This is a genomic window from Buttiauxella sp. S19-1 (genome assembly GCF_022134725.1).
GTDB classification, from domain to species: Bacteria; Pseudomonadota; Gammaproteobacteria; order Enterobacterales; family Enterobacteriaceae; genus Buttiauxella; species Buttiauxella ferragutiae.
Genome location: NZ_JAHWLU010000142.1, coordinates 1 through 11,249, shown reverse-complemented (window position 1 = coordinate 11,249; position 11,249 = coordinate 1). Strand labels below are relative to the sequence as shown.

General features: G+C 52.0%; 11 protein-coding genes. 6 read left to right on the top strand and 5 right to left on the bottom strand.

Features of this window, described 5'->3' with window-relative positions; all coding sequences use genetic code 11:
- Positions 1–188: 188 nt before the first annotated feature.
- The gene (gene zntA, locus MES37_RS21590; protein ID WP_237932617.1) at positions 189–2,387 is read right to left on the bottom strand and encodes a Zn(II)/Cd(II)/Pb(II) translocating P-type ATPase ZntA; all 2,199 of its coding nucleotides are present in this window, start codon (positions 2,385–2,387) and stop codon (positions 189–191) included.
- A 142-nt stretch (positions 2,388–2,529) separates the two neighbouring features.
- Positions 2,530–3,156 carry a lysoplasmalogenase gene (locus tag MES37_RS21585; protein ID WP_064542315.1) on the bottom strand — a complete coding sequence of 209 codons (627 nt, stop codon included), beginning with the start codon at positions 3,154–3,156 and terminating at the stop codon, positions 2,530–2,532.
- 143 nt (positions 3,157–3,299) lie between these two features.
- On the opposite strand from MES37_RS21585, the gene MES37_RS21580 reads away from it, so the two are divergent.
- Positions 3,300–3,662 (top strand): DUF2500 domain-containing protein, encoded by a 363-nt coding sequence (locus MES37_RS21580; RefSeq protein WP_064542318.1) that lies wholly within the window; start codon positions 3,300–3,302, stop codon positions 3,660–3,662.
- 7 nt (positions 3,663–3,669) lie between these two features.
- Here MES37_RS21580 and MES37_RS21575 read toward each other — a convergent pair whose 3' ends face one another.
- Both MES37_RS21575 and rsmD read right to left on the bottom strand, forming a co-directional pair.
- Positions 3,670–3,939, bottom strand: a complete 270-nt coding sequence (locus MES37_RS21575) for a DUF1145 family protein (RefSeq protein ID WP_064542321.1) — start codon at positions 3,937–3,939, stop codon at positions 3,670–3,672.
- A gap of 11 nt (positions 3,940–3,950) precedes the next feature.
- On the bottom strand, positions 3,951–4,526 hold the full coding sequence (gene rsmD / locus MES37_RS21570) for a 16S rRNA (guanine(966)-N(2))-methyltransferase (protein ID WP_064542324.1): 576 nt from the start codon (positions 4,524–4,526) through the stop codon (positions 3,951–3,953).
- 160 nt (positions 4,527–4,686) lie between these two features.
- Here rsmD and ftsY point away from each other — a divergent pair, with 160 nt between their 5' ends.
- The 5 genes from ftsY (at position 4,687) to MES37_RS21545 (ending at position 10,493) form a co-directional block, all read left to right on the top strand.
- Positions 4,687–6,336, top strand: coding sequence for a signal recognition particle-docking protein FtsY (gene ftsY / locus MES37_RS21565; protein WP_237932616.1), 1,650 nt, complete (start codon positions 4,687–4,689; stop codon positions 6,334–6,336).
- 2 nt (positions 6,337–6,338) lie between these two features.
- Positions 6,339–7,007 carry a cell division ATP-binding protein FtsE gene (gene ftsE / locus MES37_RS21560; RefSeq protein ID WP_064542330.1) on the top strand — a complete coding sequence of 223 codons (669 nt, stop codon included), beginning with the start codon at positions 6,339–6,341 and terminating at the stop codon, positions 7,005–7,007.
- A complete protein-coding gene (gene ftsX, locus MES37_RS21555) occupies positions 6,985–8,055 on the top strand; it encodes a permease-like cell division protein FtsX (protein WP_269811582.1) in 1,071 nt (356 codons plus the stop codon). Before ftsE ends, ftsX begins: the two co-directional genes overlap by 23 nt.
- Positions 8,056–8,313: 258 nt before the next feature.
- A complete protein-coding gene (gene rpoH / locus MES37_RS21550) occupies positions 8,314–9,168 on the top strand; it encodes an RNA polymerase sigma factor RpoH (protein ID WP_034499532.1) in 855 nt (284 codons plus the stop codon).
- Positions 9,169–9,389: 221 nt separating this feature from the next.
- Positions 9,390–10,493 (top strand): branched-chain amino acid ABC transporter substrate-binding protein, encoded by a 1,104-nt coding sequence (locus tag MES37_RS21545; RefSeq protein WP_237932614.1) that lies wholly within the window; start codon positions 9,390–9,392, stop codon positions 10,491–10,493.
- 121 nt (positions 10,494–10,614) lie between these two features.
- On the opposite strand, the gene panM is transcribed toward MES37_RS21545, so the two are convergent.
- Entirely contained in the window at positions 10,615–10,995 is a 381-nt protein-coding gene (gene panM, locus MES37_RS21540; protein WP_237932613.1) for an aspartate 1-decarboxylase autocleavage activator PanM, read from the bottom strand.
- Positions 10,996–11,249 lie beyond the last annotated feature (254 nt).

Sequence of the window (11,249 nt, the reverse complement as noted above, 5' to 3'; positions counted from 1 at the left end):
ATGTTGCCGTTTTACGCCGTGTTGCTGGTGGTGCTGGCGATGGTGACTTACATTCCGGCGGTTTCGTTGTGGTTACCGCATATGCTGGGCATGAATTAAGGCAAAACGGTGGATGACGCTTGCGCTTATCCACCCTACAAAACCAGATGTTCCGTAGGTCGGGTAAGCGCAAGCGTCACCCGACTTTTTTATTTTTTGCGCAGCAACCGCAACGCATTCGCGGTCACCAGCGCGGTCGCACCCGAATCGGCTAACACCGCAAGCCACAGGCCGGTGAGTCCCAGCAGCGTGGTCACCAGGAAAATCCCCTTCAGTCCCAATGCTATAGTAATGTTCTGGCGAATATTGTTATGCGTTGCGCGGGCGAGGCCAATCATGCTGGCAAGCTCGGTCAGGCGGTTGTGCGTAAGTGCCGCATCTGCGGTTTCGAGCGCTACATCCGTGCCGCTACCCATCGCGATGCCGATGGTTGCCGCTTTCATGGCTGGCGCATCGTTGATGCCATCACCCACCATCGCCAGAGATGAACGGGAGTTGAGTTCATTCACCACGCTGACTTTATCGGCAGGTAGCAGGCTGGCGCGGTAATCCATGCCTAATTCCCCGGCGATGGCTGCTGCCGCTCGCGGGTTATCGCCAGTTAACATCACGCTCTGCACCCCGATTTTTCTCAGGTCAGCAACAGCCTGTTTAGCATCGCTACGCAAGGTATCTCGTAGTGCAATCGCGCCGAGTAAGCGATTTTGCTGCACCACCGCAATCACCGTTTGGCCTTCAGCTTCAAGCTGGGTAATTCGCTGCTGCCAGCTGGTGTCGAGAATGTTTTCTGCGAGTTTACCCGGTGCGCTCAGGAGCACGGTTTCGCCGTTAATAGTGGCTTCCACCCCAATACCTGCCAGCGCGCGGTTGGCGCTGGGCACCGGTAATGCCAGCCCACGGTTTTGTGCCTCACGAACAATGGCTTGTGCTAACGGGTGTGACGAACCAAGTTCTACCGCCGCCGCCAGTGCCAGCAGCTCGTTTTCATTAATCTCGCCATTCATTTCAATGGCGGTGACCTGCGGTTTACCAGCAGTTAAAGTGCCGGTTTTATCGAAAGCGATATGCTGAATTTTACCGAGGCGTTCAAGTGCGGCTCCGCCTTTGATTAATGCACCGCGTCGAGCGGCGGCGGCAAGCCCGGAGGTAATTGCCGCAGGGGTAGAAATCACCAGCGCGCATGGGCAACCAATCAGTAACAGCGCCAGCCCTTTGTAAATCCACTCATCCCAGCTTTGCCCGAAAAACAGTGGCGGGACGACGGCTGCCAGTAACGCAATCGCCATGATAATCGGCGTGTAAATCCGGCTGAAACGGTCGATAAAGCGCTCTATCGGTGCACGGCGTTCGTCTGCTTCTTCAATTAAACGCAAGATGCGGTCGATGGCGCTGTCGCCGGGTTCTGAAATCACTTCGAGCTGCACTAACCTGTCGACACTGGTACTGCCCGCAGGCACTTTCTCGTCTTGCTGGCGTTCGACCGGAATAGATTCGCCTGTTAGCGCGCTTTCATCAAAACTGGCGAATGGCGTTAGCAGTCGGCCATCAGCAGGTAAACGCCCGCCAGCAGCCACTTCAATGACATCGCCCGGGCGTAACTCAGCCAGTGCGATAGCTTCGCGCTCGCCGTTTCGAATGCGGGTAGCGACTTCCGGTTTCAGCGCCATTAGCGCACTGACACCACGGCGTGCGCGGCTGGCAGCGTAAGATTCCAGACGTTCGCCAATTAAGAACAGCAGCAATACCATCGCGGCTTCGGCGGTCGCGCCGATAAACAGCGCGCCAATGGCTGCAACGCTCATCAAGGTTTCAATGGCGAACCAATTACCGCTGCGTATCAGGCGCACCGCCTGGCGGGCTATCGGCCACAGGCCAACCAGCGTGGTGGCGATAAACGCGAACTTGCCAAACGGATGGTTAAATTGTTCAAGAGTCCAGCTCAGCGCCATCATCACGATCAGCAACATGAGTGGTAAGTTTTCGCGCCAGCTGGATGTTTTCTCCGCCGGGGCGGCGCTATTTCGCAGGTTGTATCCGGCGGCTTTTACCGCTTTCTCAACTTGCGGGCGAATATCGCTACTCGCAGTCACCAGCAGTTTTTGGGTGGCGAATAGCACCTGCACGCGCTGGACATCCGCCAGTTGCTTCACCGCATTTTCAACTTTGCGAGCACAGGCGGCGCAGTCCATGCCATCAACCAGCCAGCTATAACGCTCACCGGTGTCAGGAATGGTTTCTGCTTCCGGTGCTGCGTTGCAGGTGTCGTTGTTACAGCAGGAGGACGTTTGCGCAGGCAACGGACTTAGTTTTGCTTTAGCAAATTGCGGTGGTTTTTGGGAGCTGAGCATGTGCCCTCCTGGGTAATGATAATGTTCTCATTACCCATGTTACTCTCTGGAGTTGACTCCAGAGTCAAGAGGGAAATTTTCCAGATTAAGTTCGCGGCATTTGTAGGTCGGATAAGCTTGCGCCATCCGACACTGTTTAGCCTCAAATATACAACGCACGGACAATCATAAAGTGCCCGGCAAAATAGCAGGCCGCGGCGATAGCGCTGTCGCCCGTAAAGCGGCGGCGATAGTGGCTACCCAACCAAACAATATTGCCTAAAAGCAGTAGCGCGGCACCCACAAAGGCCGAGAAACTTGGGCGCGTTGGCAGGTAGAAATACAGCTCACCGGCCAGCCAAACCATCACCAGCGTCATGCCAATAAACGTCAGAATCGGCCAGCGGAACGTTTCGAGTCGCGTCCAAATCACTGCCACTAATAACGCCCCCACCACTAACAAAATCAGCGGTAAAGGCCAGAACAAACTAAAGGTCATCTGACTGGCAAAATAGAGGGTATACAGCAGGTGAGAGAGGAAAAATGCCCCGATGGCGTACAGCATGCGCTGAGTGGGCAGCAGGGTGAGAGCGTCACCGAGCAGCGTTGCCGCAAGCCCCGCGAGGATCAAATAGCCTGTTGCGTTGAACATTGGCGCTTGCCAGGCCAGCAGTAATAAAAGTAAAAGGGTGACAGGTTTGAAGACCCAGCGTTGCCAGGTTGGCCCGCGATAGGAGGCATCAACGTAGAGCCAGCCGGAGAGGAATACAGCGATAAATGACCAAAGCATGGCTTGTCCTTAGGGTATTAAATTAAAATGTACCGTACTAAAAGCAAGATTCTACCTGTCAGTCTAGTGACCAATAGCGCCAGATGACAATATTCTGAGCGGCAGGGTATTCTTAAAAGTGCCTGACAATACGAGATAAATCTATGAGTAAAATGCCACTTTTCTTCATTGCTGTTGTGGCGGTAATCATCGTGGCGGCATCGTTTCGCTTTGTGCAGCAGCGTCGTCAGAATGCGGAAAATGATGCAGCACCAGTGCTGCAAAGTCATGTGCAGGTGGCGACGAAACGCGAAACGCCAGGTAATGAACGTCGCTCACGGCAACGTGAAGTCACGCCGGTTGAAGACTCGATGCGTTATGAGGTTTGGTTTCGCCCACTCAGCGGCGGGTTGGATCTGAAAATGCGTGTGGCGGCGGTGCAGTATCATGCGATGAGTGTCGGAGATACGGGGACGTTGCAGTATAAGGGGACGCGGTTTGTTGGCTTCATCCCCGACCCCCAATAGGATGACTTTACTTGCCCTGGCGGAGTTTCTTCTGCCAGACCAGCAACTCAAACACCCCAAAGATGAAAATCTTAATTTGCTGAGCACGGCTCAACGGCGGGCTATCTTTCGGTTGGGTTGATTTCAGCAGCGCCAGCTGCATACCGTGCATCAACACGGTGAAGATCAGCGCGACGTTAACAAAGATATTCAGCGGCCGTGGGAACGGCTGGAAAATATTTAATAACAAAAATCCCCAAACGCCCAGCATCAACAAGCGGCCTATATTAATCAGCATGATGTCGTTCCTTAAATTTCACGACTAAATAAACGGTAAGCGACCTGGCCTGCGACTTTTTCACGATGCAGCGACCAGCTTGCTGGCACTGCGGGCATGCCATTTTCAACTTCGCTTTCAACGTAAATCAGTGCTTCGTCTGCCAGCCAGCCATTGCTTTCTAACAGCGCTAATGTCTCGTCCAACAACCCTTTGCGGAAAGGCGGATCAACAAACACGATAGTGTGCGGCTCGCCAGGTTGTGCCAGGAAATTGAGCGTATTGGTGTTCACTACTTTTCCATTAGCCGCTTTTAAGGTGGCGAGATTCTTTTGCAGCTGTTGCGAAACATGGCGGTCCATCTCCAGCAAGGTGGCGCTGGTGGCGTAACGCGATAAGGCTTCCAGCCCCAGCGCACCGCTTCCGGCAAAGCAGTCCAGCACAGTAGCCTCGACCATTGACGGTGCCAGCCAGTTAAACAGGGTTTCACGTACTCTATCCGTTGTTGGACGCAGGCCAGGGCTGTCTGGGACGGGCAGTTTACGGCCGCGCCATTGGCCGCCAATAATACGGATCTGGCCGGTGCCAGTAGATTGCGGTTTTTTCATGAGACTCACTGCGATGCAATTTCTTGCCGTCTAGTGTAACGGTGTGTGTAAAGCGGGGAAAGTGATAGACTAACGTATTCATTCGATAATTATTTTCAGTGCCCGTGGCAAGCTCAATCGGGCCTGTGCCATGAATTAACAGCGAGGGGTGTGTTCGCAAATGGCGAAAGAGAAAAAACGTGGCTTTTTTTCATGGCTAGGCTTTGGCCAGAAAGAGCAGGCTTCTGAAGCAGAATCAGAACAAAAAGTAACAGAAGAACAAGCAGTTGCCGAAGAAGTTGTTGAGCAGGTTATTGAGCCTGAACAGCCACAAGCGGCGGAAGAAACTGTACAGCCTGACGACGCTAAGCCAGAAATCCAGACAGAGGTTCAACCTGAAATTCAGCCAGTAACTCTGCCTGAAGCCGAACCTGTGGTGCTTGATAAGCACGAAGAGCCCGAAGCCTTCGCAGAAGAGATCGTCGAAGTCACCGAAAAGCTCGCAGAGAGCGAAGTGGTGGTGGTTGAGCCTGAAATCACTCCAGAACCTGAAGTAACGGCACTAGCTGCGGTTGAACACGAAGAGTTGCCGGTTCCAGAAGAGATCGCTCCAGAAATTGAGCCAGTACCGGAGCCAGAAGAGTGGCAGCCGGAGCAAGAGCCAGTTGTTGTTGAAGATATTGTTGAAGATGTTGTTGAGCCTGAGGCGCTTGCTGAACCTGAAGAAGTGACCATTCTTCCGGTAGAAAACGTGGTTGTTGAGGAAGCGCTGATTGAAGCTATTCCTGTTGCTGCCATCGTCGTTGAAGAAGTGCAGGCCGAGCTGGAACCTGAAGAAGCCGAAGAATCTCCGGCTGAAGAAGAACCTCAGCAAGAACAAGAGCCTCAGCAAGAACAAGAAAAACCAACCAAAGAAGGTTTCTTTGCGCGTCTCAAACGCAGCTTAATTAAGACTAAACAGAACCTCGGTTCCGGATTTATCAGTCTATTCCGCGGCAAGAAAATCGACGATGATCTGTTTGAAGAACTCGAAGAGCAGCTGCTGATCGCGGATGTTGGCGTCGAAACCACACGCAAAATCATCACCAATCTGACAGAAGGTGCGAGCCGCAAAGAGTTGCGTGACGCTGAAGCGTTATACGGCCTGCTGAAAGAAGAGATGGGCGAAATCCTCGCGAAAGTCGATGAGCCACTGAAAGTTGAAGGCAAAACACCATTTGTTATCCTGATGGTCGGTGTTAACGGAGTGGGTAAAACCACCACCATCGGCAAACTGGCGCGTCAGTTCCAGCAAGAAGGTAAATCTGTAATGCTGGCAGCGGGTGATACATTCCGTGCCGCAGCGGTAGAACAATTGCAGGTATGGGGCGATCGCAACAATATTCCGGTTATTGCCCAGCATACTGGTGCTGATTCTGCGTCAGTGATTTTCGATGCCATTCAGGCTGCGAAAGCGCGTAACGTCGATGTACTTCTGGCGGATACTGCAGGGCGTTTGCAGAACAAAGCGCACCTGATGGAAGAGCTGAAGAAAATCGTCCGCGTAATGAAAAAACTGGACGAAGATGCACCGCATGAGGTTATGCTCACCCTCGATGCCAGCACGGGTCAGAACGCGATTAGCCAGGCTAAATTGTTCCATGAAGCCGTTGGATTGACAGGCATTACGCTAACCAAACTGGATGGTACAGCCAAAGGCGGCGTGATTTTCTCCGTTGCCGATCAGTTTGGTATTCCGATTCGCTATATTGGCGTCGGCGAGCGTATTGAGGACTTGCGTCCGTTTAATGCGGGCGATTTTATTGAGGCACTTTTTGCCCGAGAGGATTAACCATGATTCGCTTTGAACACGTTAGTAAGGCCTATCTCGGCGGGAGACAAGCGTTGCAGGGAGTGACCTTCCATATGCAACCTGGTGAGATGGCTTTTCTGACCGGTCACTCTGGAGCAGGGAAAAGTACTCTGCTCAAGCTTATCTGCGGTATTGAGCGGCCAAGTGCGGGGAAAATTGCTTTTGGCGGCCATGATATTAGCCGCCTCAAGAGCCGCGAAGTGCCGTTCCTGCGTCGTCAGATTGGCATGATCTTCCAGGATCACCATTTGTTGATGGACAGAACCGTGTACGACAACGTGGCTATCCCGCTGATTATCGCGGGTGCCAGCGGTGAAGACATTCGCCGCCGTGTTTCGGCGGCACTCGATAAAGTCGGCCTGCTCGATAAAGCGAAAAGTTTCCCGATCCAACTCTCTGGTGGTGAACAACAGCGTGTGGGGATTGCCCGCGCGGTTGTGAATAAGCCCGCTGTGTTGCTGGCAGATGAACCAACCGGTAACCTTGATGATGCACTCTCGGAAGGGATTTTACGTCTGTTCGAGGAATTTAACCGCGTCGGCGTAACGGTTCTGATGGCGACGCACGATATGGGGCTGATTTCCCGCCGTAACTATCGCATGTTGACGTTAAGTGACGGCCATTTGCATGGAGGCCTGGCAGGTGAATAAACGCAGCGCGCTCAATCATATAAAGCGCTTCAGCAACAGGCTGGATAAAATCAACTCGCTGAGTAAGTTAGGGGATTTAGGCCGCTCGGTGAAAAAACGCGGCAAAGGGCCTCAGTCGAAAAGTAAATCGCTCAAAGGCGGCGTAAACGAACAATTCCGTTACGCCTGGCAGGGTGCTTTACAAGACCTGCGCAGCAAGCCTTTAGCCACCTTCCTGACGGTGATGGTGATTGCCATTTCCCTGACGTTGCCAAGCGTGTGCTACATGGTTTACAAGAACGTCAATCAGGCCGCTACGCAATATTATCCTTCCCCGCAAATCACCGTTTATCTCGACAAAGCGCTCGATGATAACGCCGCGCAGCAAGTCGTCGGCGCGATTCAGGCGGAAGAGGGCGTCGATAAAGTTAACTATCTTTCGCGTGACGAAGCGCTGGGTGAGTTCCGCAACTGGTCGGGCTTTGGTGGCGCGCTGGATATGCTGGAAGAAAACCCGCTGCCTGCGGTTGCGGTGGTGAATCCAAAACTCGACTTCCAGACTACCGACCATCTGAATACCTTGCGTGACCGCGTGGCACGGATTAACGGTGTCGATGAAGTCCGTATGGATGACAGCTGGTTTGCTCGTCTTGCCTCGCTGACCGGTCTTGTGGGGCGTGTCGCAGCAATGATTGGCGTGTTGATGGTTGCAGCGGTGTTCCTGGTGATTGGTAACAGCGTACGTCTGAGCATCTTTGCCCGTCGCGACACCATCAACGTGCAAAAACTGATTGGTGCTACCGATGGATTTATCCTGCGCCCGTTCCTGTACGGTGGTGCACTGTTAGGTTTCAGCGGCGCATTTTTGTCGCTGATTCTGACTGAAATTCTGGTGTGGCGATTGTCCTCTGCGGTCACGCAAGTCGCACAAGTATTTGGCACTAAGTTTGACCTCACGGGCTTAGGTTTCGACGAATGCTTGCTGCTGCTGCTGGTGGCGTCGATGAGCGGTTGGCTGGCGGCGTGGATCGCGACCGTGCAACATTTACGTCGTTTTACCCCAGAGTAAAAATTTTTTGATATACTTGTCCCCTGCTACGAAGTACCCGTCAGCAGGGGACACGCTCCCACCTCGGTTAGTGTTTCTCCTGCCCAGTTTCATAGCTCTGTCACATTTTGTGTGTAATACAAGCACAGCTTTACAGTGAACTTGTGGATAACCTCACTGTCTGAGGTTACTGTGAATGGTACGGTTTGGCGCCTGGCGAATAGCCTGGTGCAGCAAGATTGTAGCAACCTGTACTTTAGTTTCTAAGAGAGGGTTTGAATGACCAAAGAAATGCAAAATTTAGCTTTAGCCCCTGTTGGTAACCTGGAATCTTATATCCGGGCCGCTAATTCCTGGCCGATGTTAACGGCTGAGGAAGAGAAGGAGCTGGCTGAAAAGCTGCATTACCAGGGCGATCTGGAAGCAGCGAAAAGGCTGATCCTGTCTCACCTGCGCTTTGTTGTTCATATCGCTCGTAATTACTCGGGCTATGGCTTGCCGCAGGCTGACTTGATTCAGGAAGGCAACATCGGCCTGATGAAGGCTGTGCGCCGCTTTAACCCGGAAGTGGGTGTCCGTCTGGTGTCGTTTGCTGTGCACTGGATTAAAGCTGAAATTCACGAATACGTGCTGCGTAACTGGCGTATTGTGAAAGTGGCAACCACTAAAGCACAACGTAAGTTGTTCTTTAACCTGCGTAAAACCAAGCAACGTCTGGGTTGGTTCAACCAGGACGAAGTGGAAATGGTCGCCAACGAGCTGGGGGTTTCCAGCAAAGATGTCCGTGAAATGGAATCGCGCATGGCGGCGCAGGACATGACGTTCGACATGGGCAACGACGACGATTCAGACAGCGCGCCAATGGCTCCTGTGCTGTTCTTGCAGGATAAGTCTTCTAACTTTGCCGATGGCATTGAAGACGACAACTGGGAATCGCACGCGGCTGATAAACTCAGTGATGCCATGCTAGGTCTGGATGAACGCAGCCAGGATATTATCCGTGCCCGTTGGCTTGATGAAGACAACAAAAGCACGCTGCAAGAACTGGCCGACCGTTACGGCGTTTCCGCTGAGCGTGTACGCCAGCTTGAAAAGAACGCGATGAAAAAACTGCGCATGGCCATCGAAGCGTAAGTTATTTCGTCAGATAAAAAACCGCCTTCCGGGGCGGTTTTTTTATGCCTGTCACTTTCCCATTCAACTTGTGAAAAAATTGTTATTCCAAAAGCCGCAAATTCGGGTATGTTTTTAACTCTGAGTGCGGCGAAGGCACACGCGGTATTCGTCAATCAAAAATAAAACCGTGCCAAAACAACACAACAAATACCAATCACAACAAAAATGGGGATCTCAGGATGAAAATGAAGGGCAAAGCATTATTGGCTGGTTGTATTGCACTTGCGATGAGCAACGCGGCATTTGCGAAGGATATCAAAGTAGCGGTAGTTGGGGCGATGTCTGGCCCGGTTGCACAATATGGCGACCAGGAATTTACCGGTGCAGAACAAGCGGTTGCAGATATTAATGCCAAAGGCGGCATCAAAGGCGACAAACTGGTTATCACCAAATACGACGACGCTTGTGACCCGAAACAAGCGGTAGCGGTCGCCAACAAAGTGGTTAACGATGGCATCAAATACGTTATCGGCCACCTGTGTTCTTCTTCCACTCAGCCTGCGTCTGACATCTACGAGGACGAAGGCATTCTGATGATTACCCCGGCGGCAACAGCACCTGAGCTGACTGCGCGTGGTTACAAACTGACAATGCGTACTACCGGCCTGGATTCTGATCAGGGCCCAACGGCGGCAAAATACATTCTTGATCACGTAAAACCGAAAAACATCGCGATCATTCATGACAAACAACAGTACGGCGAAGGCCTGGCTCGCTCTGTTCAGGACAACCTGAAAAAAGGCGGCGCAAACGTAGTGTTCTTTGACGGTATCACTGCCGGCGAGAAAGACTTCTCCACGCTGGTAGCGCGTCTGAAGAAAGAAAGCATCGACTTCGTGTATTACGGTGGTTACCACCCAGAAATGGGCCAGATCCTGCGTCAGTCTCGCGCAGCTGGCCTGAAAACTCAGTTCATGGGTCCAGAAGGTGTGGCAAACGTTTCTCTGTCTAACATCGCCGGCGAATCTGCTGAAGGCTTGTTAGTCACCAAACCTAAGAACTACGACCAGGTTCCTGCGAACAAACCAGTTGTGGATGCCATCAAAGCGAAGCAACAAGACCCAAGTGGCGCATTCGTCTGGACAACCTACGCAGCGCTGCAATCTCTGGCTGCGGGCCTGAACAAGTCTGAAGATCCGGCTGAAATCGCTACTTATCTGAAAGGCGCTTCTGTGGAAACCGTAATGGGTCCATTGAGCTGGGATGCGAAAGGCGATTTGAAAGGCTTTGAGTTTGGCGTGTTTACCTGGCATGCCAACGGTACAGCGACTGACGCTAAGTAAGTTTTACAATACCCGCTCTTGTAGAGCGGGTATTTTGGTGGATGACGCTGGCGCTTATCCACCCTACAGGGCACGGTTTTCGTAGGTCGGATAAGCGCCAGCGTCATCCGACGCATTCATCTCATTTCCCCCAACCACCACTTTGCTCCGCAAACCCTACCGCCCGCATAAACGCCGTCATAACATCACGCTCTTCCACACCAACGTCACTCATCCACCATCTGGTGATGCCTGGGTTATCGCGAATCACCTCTTCGACTAAATACTGCCCAACGCCACGACGACGGGTAATTTCACGTACCCGCAGCGAATCTAAAGCGCCTTCGGCACCCGCAAGTGTGACGCGTACCGCGCCTAATAGCCGATCGTTAAATTTTGCCGCGTAAATACGGTGGGCGTCACTAAGAGCCAGTGAGGCGCTGGAATATTCCGGCCAGATCTTTGCAAGATCAATCTTATCCTGAGCACTACACTCAAACAGACGAATGATGGTGAGTTTCATAAGCGAGCTAACCAAAAAGCGGGAAAACCCCGAGTGTAACCAATTTATTTGCGTCAGACGCTTTATCTTTTATCTGCCATATACCAGACGATTAATTTTTGCCTCAAACGTATGCCAGTTTGATAAGTGGTGGATTGAAAAATGGCCAGTATAAAACCCTAAAACCTAGTGTTTTATTCCGCTCTTTGTATCGCTATTTTATGCTGAAAAAGGTGCTTTTTTTTGTTTAACTATCATCAAATACAGAATAATAT

Excerpts from the sequence above, each read along its gene's own strand:
- zntA (WP_237932617.1), bottom strand. The coding sequence starts at position 2,387 with ATGCTCAGCTCCCAAAAACCACCGCAATTTGCTAAAGCAAAACTAAGT.
- MES37_RS21585 (WP_064542315.1), bottom strand. The coding sequence starts at position 3,156 with ATGCTTTGGTCATTTATCGCTGTATTCCTCTCCGGCTGGCTCTACGTT.
- MES37_RS21580 (WP_064542318.1), top strand. The coding sequence starts at position 3,300 with ATGAGTAAAATGCCACTTTTCTTCATTGCTGTTGTGGCGGTAATCATC.
- MES37_RS21575 (WP_064542321.1), bottom strand. The coding sequence starts at position 3,939 with ATGCTGATTAATATAGGCCGCTTGTTGATGCTGGGCGTTTGGGGATTT.
- rsmD (WP_064542324.1), bottom strand. The coding sequence starts at position 4,526 with ATGAAAAAACCGCAATCTACTGGCACCGGCCAGATCCGTATTATTGGC.
- ftsY (WP_237932616.1), top strand. The coding sequence starts at position 4,687 with ATGGCGAAAGAGAAAAAACGTGGCTTTTTTTCATGGCTAGGCTTTGGC.
- ftsE (WP_064542330.1), top strand. The coding sequence starts at position 6,339 with ATGATTCGCTTTGAACACGTTAGTAAGGCCTATCTCGGCGGGAGACAA.
- ftsX (WP_269811582.1), top strand. The coding sequence starts at position 6,985 with ATGGAGGCCTGGCAGGTGAATAAACGCAGCGCGCTCAATCATATAAAG.
- rpoH (WP_034499532.1), top strand. The coding sequence starts at position 8,314 with ATGACCAAAGAAATGCAAAATTTAGCTTTAGCCCCTGTTGGTAACCTG.
- MES37_RS21545 (WP_237932614.1), top strand. The coding sequence starts at position 9,390 with ATGAAAATGAAGGGCAAAGCATTATTGGCTGGTTGTATTGCACTTGCG.
- panM (WP_237932613.1), bottom strand. The coding sequence starts at position 10,995 with ATGAAACTCACCATCATTCGTCTGTTTGAGTGTAGTGCTCAGGATAAG.